Here is a 15,717-nt window from a genome sequence, read left to right on the forward strand (position 1 = left end):
AGGCGCTAGCGCGCAATCGCAGCGTGCCCGAGGTGGGCCTCCACTTGAGACGAAAAAAAGGCCAGCACGCTCGCTGGCCTCGTGGTCAACGCGCCGGGACACAAGCCCCGGCGGAATCCATCACATCAGCACGACCTCGACGCGCCGCGCCGCATTGGCATCGCCGCTGCCGGTCATCTGTTCGGGCTTCTTCAACTCGATCTTGTCGTCGGCCACGCCGGCCGCCTTGATGGCGTCGCGCACCGCGAAGGCGCGCTGCTTGGCCAGCTCGGCGTTCTTCTCGGGGTCGCCCGACGCGTCTGTGAAGCCGCTGACCACGGCCTTCTTGCCGGCGGCCACGCCCTTGGCCACGTCGGCCAGGGCGTCGTTGGCGCCGGTGGCCAGATCGGCCTTGCCGGAGGCGAAGTAGAACTTCACCACGCCGTTCTCGACCTTGAAGGATGCGCCCTCCGCGGCCGCGGTGGCGGCTGCCGCCATCGACGACGCGGAATTGCTGGGCGTGGCGGCGGTGGCCGTGGCGGGCGCTGCGGCGCCATGGGCCGGCTTGGCGGCCGTGCCCGCCGGGATCGGCAGCAGCGGCACGATCAGCAGGGCCACGATGTTGATGATCTTGATCAGCGGGTTGACGGCCGGGCCGGCGGTGTCCTTGTAGGGATCGCCCACCGTGTCGCCGGTGACGGCGGCCTTGTGGGCTTCGCTGCCCTTGCCACCGTGGTGGCCGTCTTCGATGTACTTCTTGGCGTTGTCCCAGGCGCCGCCGCCCGTGCACATGGAGATGGCAACGAACAGGCCGGTGACGATGGTGCCCATCAGCAGGCCGCCGAGCGCGGACGGGCCGAGCAGCAGCCCGACGACCACCGGCACGATCACCGGCAGCAGAGACGGGATCATCATTTCCTTGATGGCCGCCTTGGTCAGCATGTCGACTGCGGTGCCGTACTCGGGCTTGGCCGTGCCTTCCATGATGCCCTTGATCTCGCGGAACTGGCGGCGCACTTCGACCACCACCGAGCCCGCGGCGCGCCCCACGGCTTCCATCGCCATGGCGCCGAACAGATAGGGGATCAGGCCGCCGATGAACAGGCCGACGATCACCTTGGGGTCGCTCAGGTCGAAGCTGACGTTGATGCCGCGGCTCTCGAGCGAGTGGGTGTAGTCGGCGAAGAGCACCAGCGCGGCCAGGCCGGCCGAGCCGATGGCATAGCCCTTGGTCACGGCCTTGGTGGTGTTGCCGACGGCGTCGAGCGGGTCGGTCACGTCGCGCACGCTCTTGGGCAGTTCGGCCATTTCGGCGATGCCACCGGCGTTGTCGGTGATGGGGCCGTAGGCGTCGAGGGCGACGACGATGCCCGCCATGCTGAGCATCGACGTGGCGGCCACGGCGATGCCGTACAGGCCGGCCAACTGGTAGGCGGCGAGGATGGCGATGCAGACGAACAGCACCGGCCAGGCGGTGGAGCGCATCGACACGCCCAGGCCGGCGATGATGTTGGTGCCGTGGCCGGTGGTGGACGCAGCGGCGATGTGCTGCACCGGTGAGTATTGCGTGCCGGTGTAGAACTCGGTGATCCACACCATGGCGGCGGTGAGCACGAGGCCGACGGCGCAGGCACCGAACAGCTTCATGTGCGTGCCCGCGCCCAACGCGTCGGCCGGCATCACGGCAATCGTCACGAAGTAGAAGGCGATCAGCGACAGCACGCCGGCAACGATCAGGCCCTTGTACAGCGCCGGCATCACGTTCTTCATGCCAGGGCTGGCCTTGACGAAGCTGCAGCCGATGATCGACGCGATGATCGACACGCCGCCCAGCAGCAGCGGGTAGATGACCGCGGCCATCGGCGCGGCGGTGACCACCAGCGCGCCGAGTGCCATGGTGGCGATCAGCGTGACGGCGTAGGTTTCGAACAGGTCGGCCGCCATGCCGGCGCAGTCGCCAACGTTGTCACCGACGTTGTCGGCGATCACGGCCGGGTTGCGTGGGTCGTCTTCCGGGATGCCGGCTTCGACCTTGCCCACCAGGTCGGCACCGACGTCGGCGCCCTTGGTGAAGATGCCGCCGCCCAGTCGCGCGAAGATCGAGATCAGCGAGGAACCGAAGGCGAATCCGAGCATCGGCTTGAGCACCGTGGCCAGGCTCTTGTCCGGCGTCATGTTGCCGTTGCCCGTGACGAACATGAAGAAGATGCCGACGCCCAGCAGCCCCAGGCCCACCACCAGCATGCCGGTGATGGCGCCGCCCTTGAAGGCGACGTCCAGTGCCGGGCCGATGCCCTTGGTGGCCGCCTGGGCGGTGCGCACGTTGGCACGCACCGAGACGTTCATGCCGATGAAGCCGCAGGCGCCCGAGAGCACCGCGCCGAGGACGAAGCCGAAGGCCGTGGTGCCATCGAGGAACACGCCGATCAGCACCGCGAGCACGACACCGACCATGGCGATCGTCTTGTACTGCCGGGCCAGGTAGGCCGCCGCGCCCTGCATGATGGCGCCGGCGATCTCCTGCATGCGAGCGTTGCCGGCGTCCTGCCTCAGGATCCAACTCCGTTGGACGAAACCGTACAGCACTGCGGCCAGACCGCAAACCAGCGCCACGTAAAGCGCCATGTTGGTTGACATCGAGAATTCTCCTTCCTCGGTACGAGCCCTGTGGGGGGTGTCTTGCCGCCGTCTTCACCGCGCGCACGCGAAACGTGCACCCGGGGTGGCGATCGCCGACGAATGTAAGGGAAGCGGCCGGGCCGAGGCACCGTGTTTTCCTGCGGTACATCAAGGACGTGCCGCGCCGGTTGCTGTCAGGGCAGGGCAAGCGGACTCCTTAGAATAGGGTTTCCCCTGGAGCGAAACGACACCTGCCATGAGCCTGCACAACGTGACCCCTGGCGCGAAGGCGCCTGAAGAGTTCAACGTCATCATCGAGATCCCGATGAACGCCGACCCGATCAAGTACGAGGTCGATCACGAGACCGGCGCGCTCTTCGTGGACCGCTTCATGAGCACTGCCATGCACTATCCGTGCAACTATGGCTACATCCCCGACACGCTGTCCGACGATGGCGATCCGGTCGACGTGCTGGTGATCACCCCGGTGCCCCTGATCCCGGGCGTCGTCGTCACTTGCCGTGCCCTCGGCATGATGAAGATGGAAGACGAAGCTGGTGGAGACAACAAGCTGCTGGCCGTGCCGATCGACAAGATCCTGTCGATCTACAGCCAATGGAAGAAGCCGGAAGACCTGAACCCGCTGCGCCTGAAGACCATCCAGCACTTCTTCGAGCACTACAAGGATCTGGAACCCGGCAAGTGGGTCAAGGTCACGGGCTGGGACGGCGTCGAAGGCGCCCATGGCGAGATCACCACCGGCATCGCGCGCTTCAAGGAGAAGCACCCCGGTTGAGCGACCCGCCCTGACTGTCCTGGTGCCGTGGGCACCGGACATGCGGGGCGGACGGGCGCTCGTCAGAGGGGCTTGGTCGCCAGCTTGAAGTCAGGGTCTTCGGGGAATGGGTGGATCGCGAAGCCCAGGCTGGTCATCAGCCGCAGCATGTTCGGGTTGTTTGCCAGGATCAGGCCATCGATCTCCGACAGCCCCTTGCTGCGGGCGAAGTCCATGATCGACAGCATCAGCCGCGAGCCCAGCCCCTGCCCCTTCAGCGCGTCGGCCACCACCAGCGAGAACTCGCAACTCGTCTGGTCGGGGTTGGTTATGTAGCGGGACACGCCGATGATGCGCTCGGTTTCGGTGAAACCGCCGTCGGCATCGGGCTCGCGATGCCGATGCACGGCCACCAGCGCCATCTCGCGGTCGTAGTCGATCAACGTGTAGCGGGCCAGCATGCGCCCGGGCAACTCGGTCATCGCGCTGGCAAAGCGGAAGTAGCGGCTCTCCTGCGACAGCCCGCGCACGAAGGTCTGCAGCATGTCGGCGTCGTCGGGGCGGATGGGGCGGATGGTGTAGAGCCCGCCGCCCTTCATCGGCCACTCGCGCTCGTGGGCCGACGGGTAGGGCAGGATGGCCAGGTGGTTGTAGTCGCGCACGGTGGGCGGCGCGTGGTCGATCACCACCCGCGCATCCACCGCCACCGCGCCATGGTCGTCGACGATGATGGGGTTGATGTCCATCTCGCGCAGTTGCGGCAACTCGCACACCATCTCGGACACGCGCAACAGGATGTGCTCGATGGCCTCCAGGTCGGCGGCCGGCGTGCCGCGCCACTCGGCCAGCATCTCCGACACGCGCGATCGCTCGATCAAGCGGTGCGCGAGGAACTGGTTCAGGGGCGGCAGCTCCATCGAGCGGTCGGCGATCAGTTCGATCATCGTGCCGCCGGCGCCGAAGGTGATCACCGGACCAAACGGGTCGTCTGTGGTCAAGCCGATGTAGATCTCGCGGCCGCGTCGTTTGCCTGACATCGGCTGGATCGTCACGCCGTTGATGCGCGCTCCGGGCTGCACGCGAGACACCGCGGCCAGCATGTCGTTGTAGGTGTCGCGCACCTGCGTGGCCGTCATCACGTTGAGGGCCACGCCCTGCACGTCGGACTTGTGGCTCACGTCGGGCGAATCGATCTTCAGTGCCACGGGGTAGCCCAGTTGCGCTGCGATGAGCATCGCCTCGTTGGCATTGCGCGCGAGCATGGTGCGAGTGACCGGGATGTGGAAGGCCGCCAGCAGGGCCTTCGATTCCATTTCGGTGAGCACCTTGCGGCGCTCGGCCAGCACGCTCTCGATGAGAAGACGTGCCCCTTCGGTGTCGGGCTTGCCCAACGTGGACAGAGGCGGCGGCGTCTGCTGCAGCAGTTGCTGGTTGCGATAGAAGTTGGCGATGCTGCCGAACGCGTCGACCGCCGACTCGGGGGTGCGGAAGCTCGGGATGGTGGCCGAACTGAGCACGTCGCGCGCCGCGCGCACGCGGGTGTCGCCCATCCAGTTGGCGATCACCGGCTTGCCAACCTGCCGGAAGGTGTCGGCCACGCAGCGTGCCACCTCGATCGGATCGATGTCGACCTTGGGCGAGTAGATGGCCAGCACGCCGTCGGCCGCCGAGTCGCTGCCGCAGGCCAGCAGGGCCGCGCGGTAGTGCTCGGGCAGGGCCTCTTCGCCGAGGTCGATGACCGTGCTCATCGATGCCTGGCTCGACAGCTGGGGCGCCAGCGCCGCCCGCGAGGCTTCGGACAGGGTGGCCACATCGAGCCCGATCTCGTTGGCCCAGTCGGCGGCCAGCACGCCCGGCCCGCCGCCGTTGGTGATGATGGCCAGGCGCTTGCCCACCGGGCGGTAACGCGAGGCCAGGCACTTGGCCGCAGAGAACAACTGGGTGAACGAGCGCACCCGCACCGCGCCGGCGCGGCGCAGGGCGGCCTCGAACACGTCGTCGCTGCCGACGATCGCGGCCGAATGGGTGAGGGCGACCTTCGAGCCGGCCGGCTTGCGGCCTGCCTTCATCACCACCACCGGCTTGGCGTAGGCGGACGCCCGCAACGCGCTCATGAAGCGCCGCGCCTGGCGGATGCCTTCCATGTAGACCAGGATGCTCTGCGTGCTGCCGTCGTTGGCCAGGAAGTCCAGGGCCTGGGGCAGGTCGACCGAGGTGTTGGGGCCCAGCGAGATCACCGCCGAGAAGCCGACGCCATTGGCGCCAGCCCAGTCGAGGATGGAGGCCGTCAGCGCGCCGGACTGGGAGATCAGGCCCAGCGGGCCTGGGTTGGCCAGGGCGCCCGAGGCACTGGCGTTGAGCTGCAGGTGCGGGCGCTGGAAGCCCTGGCTGTTGGGCCCCAGCAGGTGCACGCCGTGCCGCTTGGCGATGGCCAGCAACTCGCCGCAATCCGATGCGGGCAGCCCCGACGACAGCACCAGCGCTGCGCGGCAGCGGATGCGCCCGGCCACTTCCAGCGCGGCGGCGATCTGGTCGTGCGGCAGCGCGATGATGGCCAGGTCGGCGCGCGACTGGGCCAGGTCGGCCAGTGTGCCGCTCATGCCGATGTCCAGCGTGGTGACAGGCCCGGCAAAGGCACCGGCCTTCAGGGCGGCCAGCAGGGCGCGGCCATAGGGCGTGGGGGCCTCGCCTCCGTCGCGGGCTCCTGTGAAGACCACGATCGACGACGGATTGAACAGCGGGGTCAGGTAGTGTTTGTCCATGGACAGTGCTTTGCAGTGCCTCGGCACAGATGGGGGAAGACTAGTCCGCCGACGGCGGGATTAGATTCGGTGATGCGCGCTGTTTGTGGTGCCTCAATCAACGGCCTTGAAAGGGCTGTGTTCGCGCAATTCATCCACGTAGGCGGCCACCCCGTGGCCTTCTTCGCGCAGGAAGGCGGCCACCGCATCGGCGAACTGCGGCTGGGCCAGCCAATGGGCCGATTGCGTGGGCACCGGCAGCAAGCCACGTGCCATCTTGTGCTCACCCTGCGCGCCGCCCTCGAAGCGCACGAAGCCCTGCGCGATGCACCATTGCAGTGGCTGGTAGTAGCAGGCCTCGAAATGCAGGCACGGCACGTGGGTGGTGCAGCCCCAGTAGCGGCCGTGGGCCACGCCGCGCGAGCGGTCGATGGCCAGCAACGACGCAGCGATGCGCTCGTCCCCACGGTGTGCCACGAACACCAGCCACTGGGCGGGCAGGGACTCGGCCATGCGATGGAAGAAATCGCGCGTGAGATAGGGCGGACCGCCGTGCGCCAAGTAGGTCTGCCGGTAGCAGTGGTAGAAGAAGTCCCACAGGTCATCGCCGATCTCGGTGCCCTCGTGCACCGAGAAGGTGACTCCTGCCTCCCGCACCCGCCGCCGCTCCTGGGAGATCTTCTTGCGCTTGTCTCGTTGCAATGACGCCAGGAACTCGTCGAAGTCTCGCGCGGGCGTCGCGACATCGCGTGTCCAGTGGAACTGCACCCCGCTGCGCCGCATCAGTCCGCAGCGGTCGATGGACACGGCTTCGCTGTCGTCCGGGAACAGCAGGTGCAGTGACGACGCGCGGGTGTCCTGCGCCACGGCGACCAGGGTCCGCAGCAGCCCCTGCCGGGCTGCCTCATCGACGGCCATCAGCCGTGTCCCTGGCACCGGAGTGAACGGTACCGCCACCACCAGCTTGGGGTAGTAGCGGTGACCGTGGCGCTGGTAGGCCTGCGCCCATGACCAGTCGAACACATACTCGCCGTAGGAGTGCGTCTTGAGGTAGGCCGGCGCGGCCGCCACCAGGCGGCCCTGCCGATGCACCAGCACGAAGCGTGGCGACCAGCCCGTGGCCGGCGTGGCGCTGCCCGACGCATGCAACGCGGCCAGATACTCGGCGCGCATGAAGGTGGTCGGGTTCGCCTGGGTGGCCAGCAGCGCATTCCAGGCTTTCGCGTCGACGCGGGTCGGATCGTCGACGACGCGGATAACATCATTGCTCGCTTCCATCGGCTCCACGGTATGTCAACTCTTTCGCGGGCTCGCGTGGCCCTGGCCCAGATCAACGCCACGGTGGGCGATCTGGACGGCAACGCGCAACTGATCGTCGAGGCCGCGCGCGCCGCCCATGCGGCCGGCGCCTGCGTGATGGTGGCGCCCGAACTGGCCCTCACCGGCTATCCGCCCGAAGACCTGCTGCTGCGGCCCGCCTTCATGCAGGCCTGCGCCCGCAAGTTGGCCGAGATGGCGATCGCGCTGGCGGCCTTCGAGGGGCTTCGCGTGGTGGTGGGGCATCCGCATCAGTTTGGCGATCGGGGGGATTCCAGGAGCCGCTCGCATGCCGTGCAACGGCGCTTCAATGCGGCCAGCGTGCTGGCTGGTGGTGCAGTCGTTGCCACTTACTGCAAGCGCGAACTGCCCAACTACCAGGTCTTCGACGAGCGCCGCTACTTTGCCTCAGGCCGCGACGCAGGGCAGGGTGCAGTGGTATTCGAGGCCGGCGGCCGCCGTTTCGGCCTGCTGATCTGCGAAGACGCCTGGTTCGATGAACCCGCCGACGCGGCCAAGGCTGCAGGGGCCGAGGTGCTGTGCGTGCTCAATGCCTCGCCCTTCCACCTCGACAAGGGGGGTGAACGCGAGGCGCGCATGGCCGAGCGGGCGCTGCAATGCGGCCTGCCCCTGTTGTATTCGCACCTGTCTGGCGGGCAGGACGAAGTGGTGTTCGACGGCGCCTCGTTCGCGGTCGATGCCCACGGGCGCGTCGCGGTGCGCGGCCCCAGTTTCGAGTCGGCCCTCGTGCTGGTCGACGTCCTGCCCGACGGCAGCCTGTCCGGCGAACTGTGTCCAGTGCCCTCGCTCGAGGAACAGGCCTGGGCCGCGCTGGTCACCGGCGTGCGCGACTACATCGGCAAGAACGGCTTCCCGGGGGTGATCATCGGCCTGTCGGGGGGCGTCGATTCGGCCCTGGTGCTGGCCATTGCGGTCGATGCCCTGGGCGCCGACCGGGTGCGCACGGTGATGATGCCGTCACCCTACACCGCCGACATCTCCTGGATCGATGCACGCGACATGGCCGCCCGACTGGGCGTGCGCTACGACGAGATCTCGATCGCGCCGATGTTCGAGGCCTTCCGCCACAGCCTGGCCACGGAGTTCGCCGGTCTGGCCGAAGATGCGACGGAAGAGAACATCCAGGCCCGTGTGCGCGGCACGCTGCTGATGGCCTTGTCCAACAAGTTCGGCGCCATCGTGCTGACCACCGGCAACAAGAGCGAGATGGCCACCGGCTACTGCACGCTGTACGGCGACATGGCCGGCGGCTTTGCGGTGATCAAGGATGTCGCCAAGACCCTGGTGTACCGCCTGTGCGAATGGAAGAACCGGCAGCCGACGGTGCGGGCCGACGGCAGCACCGGCCCGGTGATCCCCGAGCGCATCATCACCCGGCCCCCTTCAGCCGAACTTCGCCCAGACCAGAAGGACCAGGACAGCCTGCCGCCCTACGACGTGCTCGATGGCATCCTGGCGCGCTACATGGAAGAAGACCAGTCGATCGACGACATCATTGCCGCCGGCTACCCGCGCGCCGACGTCGAGCGCGTGACGCGGCTCATCAAGATCAACGAGTACAAGCGCCGCCAGTCGCCCGTGGGCATCCGGATCACCCATCGCGCATTCGGGCGAGATTGGCGCTACCCCATCACGTCGAAGTTCAGGGCCTAGAATCGGTTTCAGTCCCCCGTCTCCTGGAGCGCGTCATGAAGCAGATCACCGCAGTCATCAAGCCATTCAAGCTCGAGGAGGTTCGCGAGGCGCTGGCGGACGTCGGGGTGTCGGGCCTGACCGTCACCGAGGTCAAGGGCTTCGGCCGCCAGAAGGGCCACACCGAGCTCTACCGTGGCGCCGAGTACGTGGTCGACTTCCTGCCGAAGGTGAAGATCGAGGTGGTGGTGAAGGACGTCGACGTCGACCGCTGCATCGACTCGATCGTCAAGGCCGCCAAGACCGGCAAGATCGGCGACGGCAAGATCTTCGTCACGCCGGTCGAGCAGGTGGTGCGCATCCGCACGGGCGAGACCGACGAATCGGCGGTCTGACCCGCTCCGCAACATGCTGGCGCGCCAGCATGTTGCGTCGATGCGGTCTCAGATTCTCGCGAACCCCTCTGCGGTGCCCCCCGCGTCCGGGCCGGCCACCATCGAGTCGAGCAGACGTTCCACGTTGTCGTCTATCTTCAGCATGGCCATCTGCTGTGCATCCATGAAGCCCTCGGCACAGGCGTGCTCCAGGAAGCCGACCATCGGCGACCAGTAGCCTTCTGCGTCCAACAGACCGATCGGGCGTTGGTGGTAGCCCAGGTGGCGCCAGGTCCAGACCTCGAACAGTTCCTCGAAGGTGCCGATGCCACCGGGCATCGCGATGAAGGCATCCGAGCGCTCGGCCATCAGTTGCTTGCGCTGGTGCATGGTGTCCACGACGTGCAGTTCGGTCAGACCTGCATGGCCCACTTCCAGACGCATCAAAGACTGCGGGATCACGCCCACCACCCGTGCCCCGTGGGACAGTGCCGCCTCGGCCACCAGGCCCATCAGGCCGGCCCGGCCGCCGCCATAGACCAGTTGCCAGCCCCGGCGTGCGATGGACCGTCCCAGGTTGGTGGCAAGCTCGGCGTAGCCAGGGCGGGTGCCGGGGCGGGAGCCACAGTAGACGCAGATGCTGTAGGGTCGGTCACTCATCGGTCAGATGCTAAGCGATGACCCACGGGGCCGCATCGGGCCGCGAGAGTCGAGGCCAGCCGCGTCGATGGCGCGACAAGTCGCGCGGCCAGTCGGTGGGCCGTCACGCGGTGAACCGGGCCAGCAATGCCGCGCCCCAGGTCATCGCGCACAGCAGCAGAGACAGCAGCACCGCAGCGCTGCCCAGGTCCTTGGCACGCTTGGACAAGTCGTGCATCTCGAAAGACACACGGTCGACGGTGGCTTCGATGGCCGAGTTCAACAACTCGACGATCAGCACCAGCATGACCGTGCTGCAAAGCAACGCCACCTCGACCCAGCCGCGGCCCAGCCAGAACGCGGCCGGCAGCAGCAAGGCGGCCAGCACGGCCTCCTGCCGGAATGCGCTTTCGCCGTGCCAGGCCGCCGACAAGCCTTGCATCGAGTACGACGTGGCATGCACGATGCGGTCGAGCCCGGTGCGGCCCTTGTGGGGATTCGTCACGCGGCCGCCTTGCCCTTGGCGACGGCCGGGGGGCGCCAAGTCACCACGCGCGTGGCACAGGCGATGTCGTGAACGAACTGCCGGTCACCGCGCAGCCGGGCCAGGCCGGCGTAGGCCAGCACCCCGGCGAGGAGCGCGCCTGCCACGGCAGAAGTCCGTGTGGAGCCGCTGGTGTACACCGCCACCAGGGCGGGCAGGAACCACAGCCAGCTCATGACGTAGCGGGCCCAGGCGCGAGCCTGCGACACAGGTTGCCCGTCGACCGTCACCACGCGAAGATGCCAGGTCTTCATGGCCAGCGTCTGCCCGCCGTGACACCAGAACCAGGTGAAGTACAGGCCGAGCACGGCGAACAGGAACAATTGCAGGCCGAACTTGCCCTGCAGCGCGTGCCTCTGTTGAGTGAGTCCGCCATAGGCGAGTCCGGCGACCATCACCACGCCGAACAGCAGCACGCCCTCGTAGACGAAGCAGGCCAGGCGACGCATCACCCCCGGTGGCGCGGCTTCGGCAAGAGATGGGGTGATCGTGGACGGCGTGTCCGGCGTCACCGCCGTGTCAACCGTCTTGCCTGGCGCGGAACGATCCGCGTCGGTCATTTACCGGGCGTTGGTGCCGAGGCCTTGCCCGCACCGGTGGTGTTCGGCCTGGCGGTCTCCCGCGGCAGCATCGTCGTGCGATCGACCTGCGAGGGCTTGGCTGCGATCTTGGGCTGGCCGGGATGCTGGTGCGCCGGCGGTGCGGCGGTCTTGCCCATCGTCGTGGTGGTGGCGCCTGGCTTGGCCTGGATGGTCGCGGGCGCGACGGGTTGGACGAGCAAGCCCTGCGGCTTGGTCGGCGTCGGCTGGGCCGATGTCTTCTTGGGGACCGTCGAGAGAGAATCGGCCGGGGCCTTCGGCGGGGCTGGTTTCGCGGCCGACGCCGATGACCGGGCCGCCAGTGCCTTGCGCTCGGCATCGGGCAAGGCCTGGTAGGCCTGCCATTGCGCCTGCCGCTTTTCCGGGGAGAGTTGCTTCGCCTCCTGGAATGACATCCGCGCCCGCCCGCGTTCGGCGGGGGACAGACGCGTCCACTCGGTCATGCGTTCCTGCACGCGTCGTTGCTCATCGGCGGGCATCTTTTGAAATCTGGCGGCGATCTCCAGCCACTTGGCCTTCCGGTCGGGCTCGATCGACGACCAGTCGCGCTCGAGGGGCGCGAGCGCTGCGCGCTCTGCACCCGACAGGCTGCCCCAGGCCGGGCCGGCCAAGGCTGGGCTGGCCACTGCCACACGGGGACCCGGCGCCACGGCCGGCTGCGCCAAAGCCACCGATCCGGCCAGCATCGCGGCCGTGATGCTGACCCCCGCGAACAGACGGCCGGTCATGCCGGCGTGGCACCAGGACGGGTCAAGGGGCTTCCTGGGCTTGCAGGAATTCGGTGAATCCAGGGTCACGGTAGGCGGCAGGCGGCAATTCATCGGACAGCAGCGCGGCGTCGATTTCGGCTGCGGCCGAAATCTGCTGGACATCATGGTATTGCTGAATCAGCACCAGTCCAGCCACGAGCACCACCAGCGGCAGCACCGAGGCCACACGCCACCACACGCTGGAGGGACCACCCAGCACGGCAGTACCGTTGGACTGGATCAGTGGGGTAGGCGCCAATTGGTGGCGCGTCATCTTGGCGCGGCTGACCGCCTGCTCGCGAGCGAATCGCAGGCGCTCGGAGATGTCGTGCGGCAATTGGTCGGTGCCCTGGCTGAGCCTGGATGCCAGGCGCAACGCGACACGGCCCTCGAGGGCCTCGATCAGTTCGACATGCGATGGAGAAAGGTAAGTGGTCTTCACGGTGCGATCCCTTTGCCCCGAAGTGCCTTGGCCAGTGCATGCACTGCCCTCGAACAGTGCGTCTTGACACTGCCCTCGGAACAGCCCATGACGGCAGCCGTTTCGGCAACATCGAGTTCCTCCCAGTAACGCAGCAGAAACGCTTCGCGTTGACGGGCGGGCAGGTGCCCCACCTCGGTTTCGATGATGAGCAGCACCTGCTGGCGGCCGACCGTGTCCGCGGCACTCTCGGCGCCCAGTTGCCCATCGGCAGATTCGAGCATTTCCAGCAGGTCGAAATCGCCACCGTCGTCGCCGTCGGCCTCGAAACTCGACAGGTTCTGCATCACGGCGTTGCGCACGCGCTGGCGCCTGAACCAGTCCATCGTGGCGTTCGACAGGATGCGCTGGAACACCAGCGGCAACTCGGCCGGCGGACGATCAGCGTACTTCTCGGCCAGGCGGATCATTGAATCCTGCACGATGTCGAGTGCGGCATCGTCATCGCGTACGGCATACACCGTGCGCTTGAAGGCACGTTTCTCGACGCTCTTGAGGAAGTCCGTGAGTTCTTTGTCGCTGGCCAAGGAGGTTCCCACCATCCGGCGCCGGATGGATGGCCGAAATCGGGCTGGATTATGGCACCCAGGGGAGCACAGACTTGGTGCTCGGCGGAGCGCGTTGAAACTGATGCAATAATGCTGCTGCGCACAAAGCGCCACTGGTCTGAAGCTGGCCCGCCCACCCGAGGGGGCCCCTGTTTTCGATCGCGCAGGCCCTGATTCCGCCCCACGAGGGTGCGAGGAGGGGCACCGATGGTTTTTCGTCAGAGAAATTCACAGAGGTTCTCAATGGACATGTCTGCCGCGGAAGTCAAGCGTGCCTCGACGGCACCCCCGCATCCCAATACATCCCATCCCGAGCTCAACGGTTCGGAAATCATGGTCCGCTGCCTGCAGGCAGAGGGCGTCAAGTTCATGTGGGGCTACCCCGGCGGGGCCGTGCTCTACATCTACGACGCGCTCTACAAGCAGGACACGATCGAACACGTGCTCGTGCGCCACGAGCAGGCGGCCATCCATGCCGCCGACGGCTATGCCCGTGCCACCGGCGAGGTCGGCGTCGCGCTGGTCACCTCAGGCCCGGGCGTGACGAATGCCGTCACCGGCATCGCCACCGCCTACATGGACTCGATCCCGATGGTCATCGTCACCGGTCAGGTGCCGACGCCTGCCATCGGGCTCGATGCCTTCCAGGAATGCGACACGGTGGGCATCACCCGCCCGGTCGTCAAGCACAACTTCCTCGTCAAGGACGTCCGCGACCTCGCGATGACGATGAAGAAGGCCTTCCACATCGCCCGCACCGGCCGTCCCGGCCCCGTGGTGGTGGACATCCCGAAGGACGTGTCGCTGAAGACCTGCCCGTTCTCGTACCCCGAGCGGGTCGAGATGCGCTCGTACAACCCCGTCAAGAAGGGGCACGGTGGCCAGATCCGCAAGGCGATGCAGTTGCTGCTGGCGGCCAAGCGGCCCTACATCTATGCCGGCGGCGGCGTCATCCTCGGCAATGCGTCGCCCGAACTGCGTGAACTGACCGACCTGCTCGGCTTTCCCTGCACCAACACGCTGATGGGCCTGGGCGCCACTGCGGCGAGCGACCCCAAGTTCCTCGGCATGCTCGGCATGCACGGCACCTACGAGGCCAACATGACGATGCAGCACTGCGACGTGCTGCTCGCCGTGGGTGCGCGATTCGACGATCGTGTGATCGGCAACCCGAAGCACTTCGCATCGGTCGAGCGCAAGATCATCCACGTCGACATCGACCCCTCGTCGATCTCCAAGCGCGTGAAGGTCGACATTCCGATCGTCGGCGACACGAAGGACGTGCTGCAGGAGATGATCGCCTACGTCAAGGAGTCGCAGTCCAGGCCCGACGTGGCCGCGCTGTCGTCGTGGTGGGGCCAGATCAACGAATGGCGCAAGCGCGAATGCCTGGCCTACAAGCGCAGCGATTCGGTGATCAAGCCGCAATACGTGGTCGAGACGCTGTGCGAACTGACCCGCGGCCGCGACACCTACATCACGTCCGATGTCGGCCAGCACCAGATGTGGGCCGCGCAGTTCTTCCGCTTCGAGGAGCCGCGGCGCTGGATCAACTCCGGCGGCCTGGGCACGATGGGCGTGGGCCTGCCGTACGCCATGGGCATCAAGCTGGCCAAGCCCGAGAGCGACGTGTTCTGCATCACCGGCGAGGGCTCGATCCAGATGTGCATCCAGGAGCTCTCCACCTGCGCGCAGTACAAGACGCCGGTGAAGATCATCTCGCTGAACAACCGCTACCTGGGCATGGTGCGGCAGTGGCAGCAACTGGACTACGGTGGTCGCTACTCGCACAGCTACATGGATGCGCTGCCCGATTTCGTGAAGCTGGCGGAGGCTTATGGCCACGTCGGCATCAAGATCGAGAAGCCCTCCGAGGTGGAACCTGCCCTCAAGGAGCTGATCCGCCTGAAGGACCGCACGGTGTTCCTCGACGTCCGCACCGACCAGACCGAGAACGTCTGGCCGATGGTGCAGGCCGGCAAGGGCATCACCGAGATGCTGCTGGGGTCCGAGGAACTGTGACCGCCTGAAGGCGGCCGGGGTGGGCGCGGTCACCGCCGCGCCCGCAGCCGTCCGCTGAATGGCGCGAACGACCCGGACCATCCCTCCATGTTTCCAACGGCGCGGCCAAGGGCCGGCGGTCACCGCCGCCGGTCTGAAGAACCCCGCCAGGACGAACGATCATGAAACACATCATTGCCGTGCTCCTCGAGAACGAGGCCGGCGCACTCTCCCGCGTGGTGGGCCTGTTCTCGGCCCGTGGCTACAACATCGAGAGCCTCACCGTCGCGCCCACCGAGGACCCCTCGTTGTCGCGCATGACCATCGTGACGAACGGCTCCGACGAGGTGATCGAGCAGATCACCAAGCACCTGAACCGGCTGATCGAGGTCGTCAAGGTCGTCGACCTCACCGAGGGCAGCTACACCGAGCGCGAACTCATGCTCATCAAGGTGCGCGCCGTCGGCAAGGAACGCGAGGAGATGAAGCGCATGGCCGACATCTTCCGCGGTCGCATCATCGACGTCACCGAGAAGAGCTACACCATTGAACTCACCGGGGATGCCGGCAAGCTCGACGCCTTCATCCTCGGGGTCGATCGAACCGCCATCCTCGAAACCGTGCGCACCGGCACCAGCGGGATCGGTCGCGGCGAGCGCATCCTGCGCGTTTGAGACAACCCTTCCCGCACGAACACG

The 15,717-nt window shown here is 66.9% G+C and carries 14 protein-coding genes; 5 read left to right on the forward strand and 9 right to left on the reverse strand.

Annotated elements, in window-relative coordinates; all coding sequences use genetic code 11:
* Positions 1-120 precede the first annotated feature (120 nt).
* Positions 121-2,616 carry a sodium-translocating pyrophosphatase gene (locus EOINJALH_RS18775; RefSeq protein WP_088282865.1) on the reverse strand — a complete coding sequence of 832 codons (2,496 nt, stop codon included), beginning with the start codon at positions 2,614-2,616 and terminating at the stop codon, positions 121-123.
* 238 nt (positions 2,617-2,854) lie between these two features.
* Between EOINJALH_RS18775 and ppa the strand changes: the two genes are divergently transcribed.
* On the forward strand, positions 2,855-3,394 hold the full coding sequence (gene ppa / locus EOINJALH_RS18780; protein ID WP_088282867.1) for an inorganic diphosphatase: 540 nt from the start codon (positions 2,855-2,857) through the stop codon (positions 3,392-3,394).
* A gap of 62 nt (positions 3,395-3,456) precedes the next feature.
* Here the strand turns inward: ppa and EOINJALH_RS18785 are convergent, their stop codons facing one another.
* Together EOINJALH_RS18785 and EOINJALH_RS18790 are read right to left on the reverse strand one after the other, a co-directional pair.
* On the reverse strand, positions 3,457-6,135 hold the full coding sequence (locus EOINJALH_RS18785; RefSeq protein WP_088282869.1) for a bifunctional acetate--CoA ligase family protein/GNAT family N-acetyltransferase: 2,679 nt from the start codon (positions 6,133-6,135) through the stop codon (positions 3,457-3,459).
* Between the two features lie 93 nt (positions 6,136-6,228).
* Positions 6,229-7,392: a GNAT family N-acetyltransferase gene (locus EOINJALH_RS18790; protein ID WP_088282871.1), complete on the reverse strand. Its 1,164-nt coding sequence runs from the start codon at positions 7,390-7,392 to the stop codon at positions 6,229-6,231.
* A gap of 12 nt (positions 7,393-7,404) precedes the next feature.
* Here EOINJALH_RS18790 and EOINJALH_RS18795 point away from each other — a divergent pair, with 12 nt between their 5' ends.
* Together EOINJALH_RS18795 and EOINJALH_RS18800 are read left to right on the forward strand one after the other, a co-directional pair.
* Positions 7,405-9,105 (forward strand): NAD+ synthase, encoded by a 1,701-nt coding sequence (locus EOINJALH_RS18795; protein ID WP_088282873.1) that lies wholly within the window; start codon positions 7,405-7,407, stop codon positions 9,103-9,105.
* A 35-nt stretch (positions 9,106-9,140) separates the two neighbouring features.
* A complete protein-coding gene (locus tag EOINJALH_RS18800; protein ID WP_088282875.1) occupies positions 9,141-9,479 on the forward strand; it encodes a P-II family nitrogen regulator in 339 nt (112 codons plus the stop codon).
* 48 nt (positions 9,480-9,527) lie between these two features.
* Here EOINJALH_RS18800 and EOINJALH_RS18805 read toward each other — a convergent pair whose 3' ends face one another.
* From EOINJALH_RS18805 to EOINJALH_RS18830, 6 genes are all read right to left on the reverse strand, one after another.
* A complete protein-coding gene (locus tag EOINJALH_RS18805; RefSeq protein ID WP_088282877.1) occupies positions 9,528-10,118 on the reverse strand; it encodes a TIGR00730 family Rossman fold protein in 591 nt (196 codons plus the stop codon).
* Positions 10,119-10,221: 103 nt separating this feature from the next.
* Entirely contained in the window at positions 10,222-10,602 is a 381-nt protein-coding gene (locus tag EOINJALH_RS18810) for a diacylglycerol kinase (RefSeq protein WP_310732316.1), read from the reverse strand.
* Complete coding sequence (locus EOINJALH_RS18815; RefSeq protein WP_088282879.1) at positions 10,599-11,201, reverse strand: RDD family protein; 603 nt, start codon at positions 11,199-11,201, stop codon at positions 10,599-10,601. The genes EOINJALH_RS18810 and EOINJALH_RS18815 overlap by 4 nt, the downstream gene beginning before the upstream one ends.
* The gene (locus EOINJALH_RS18820; protein ID WP_158219810.1) at positions 11,198-11,968 is read right to left on the reverse strand and encodes a DUF3106 domain-containing protein; all 771 of its coding nucleotides are present in this window, start codon (positions 11,966-11,968) and stop codon (positions 11,198-11,200) included. Before EOINJALH_RS18820 ends, EOINJALH_RS18815 begins: the two co-directional genes overlap by 4 nt.
* A gap of 22 nt (positions 11,969-11,990) precedes the next feature.
* Entirely contained in the window at positions 11,991-12,431 is a 441-nt protein-coding gene (locus EOINJALH_RS18825) for a DUF3619 family protein (protein ID WP_234413923.1), read from the reverse strand.
* Positions 12,428-12,997: an RNA polymerase sigma factor gene (locus EOINJALH_RS18830; RefSeq protein WP_088282982.1), complete on the reverse strand. Its 570-nt coding sequence runs from the start codon at positions 12,995-12,997 to the stop codon at positions 12,428-12,430. The genes EOINJALH_RS18825 and EOINJALH_RS18830 overlap by 4 nt, the downstream gene beginning before the upstream one ends.
* Positions 12,998-13,261: 264 nt before the next feature.
* Here EOINJALH_RS18830 and EOINJALH_RS18835 point away from each other — a divergent pair, with 264 nt between their 5' ends.
* Complete coding sequence (locus EOINJALH_RS18835) at positions 13,262-15,040, forward strand: acetolactate synthase 3 catalytic subunit (RefSeq protein ID WP_088282883.1); 1,779 nt, start codon at positions 13,262-13,264, stop codon at positions 15,038-15,040.
* Between the two features lie 161 nt (positions 15,041-15,201).
* Complete coding sequence (ilvN, locus tag EOINJALH_RS18840) at positions 15,202-15,693, forward strand: acetolactate synthase small subunit (RefSeq protein WP_088282885.1); 492 nt, start codon at positions 15,202-15,204, stop codon at positions 15,691-15,693.
* Positions 15,694-15,717: the final 24 nt, after the last annotated feature.

Origin of the sequence: Ideonella sp. A 288 (assembly GCF_002198735.1) — a bacterium.
In the GTDB taxonomy this organism is placed as follows: domain Bacteria; phylum Pseudomonadota; class Gammaproteobacteria; order Burkholderiales; family Burkholderiaceae_C; genus Pseudaquabacterium.

Coding starts and splice junctions, on each gene's coding strand:
- EOINJALH_RS18805 (WP_088282877.1), bottom strand. CDS start 10,118: ATGAGTGACCGACCCTACAGCATCTGCGTCTACTGTGGCTCCCGCCCC.
- EOINJALH_RS18785 (WP_088282869.1), bottom strand. CDS start 6,135: ATGGACAAACACTACCTGACCCCGCTGTTCAATCCGTCGTCGATCGTG.
- ppa (WP_088282867.1), top strand. CDS start 2,855: ATGAGCCTGCACAACGTGACCCCTGGCGCGAAGGCGCCTGAAGAGTTC.
- EOINJALH_RS18775 (WP_088282865.1), bottom strand. CDS start 2,616: ATGTCAACCAACATGGCGCTTTACGTGGCGCTGGTTTGCGGTCTGGCC.
- EOINJALH_RS18835 (WP_088282883.1), top strand. CDS start 13,262: ATGGACATGTCTGCCGCGGAAGTCAAGCGTGCCTCGACGGCACCCCCG.
- EOINJALH_RS18815 (WP_088282879.1), bottom strand. CDS start 11,201: ATGACCGACGCGGATCGTTCCGCGCCAGGCAAGACGGTTGACACGGCG.
- EOINJALH_RS18820 (WP_158219810.1), bottom strand. CDS start 11,968: ATGACCGGCCGTCTGTTCGCGGGGGTCAGCATCACGGCCGCGATGCTG.
- EOINJALH_RS18800 (WP_088282875.1), top strand. CDS start 9,141: ATGAAGCAGATCACCGCAGTCATCAAGCCATTCAAGCTCGAGGAGGTT.
- EOINJALH_RS18795 (WP_088282873.1), top strand. CDS start 7,405: ATGTCAACTCTTTCGCGGGCTCGCGTGGCCCTGGCCCAGATCAACGCC.
- EOINJALH_RS18790 (WP_088282871.1), bottom strand. CDS start 7,392: ATGGAAGCGAGCAATGATGTTATCCGCGTCGTCGACGATCCGACCCGC.
- ilvN (WP_088282885.1), top strand. CDS start 15,202: ATGAAACACATCATTGCCGTGCTCCTCGAGAACGAGGCCGGCGCACTC.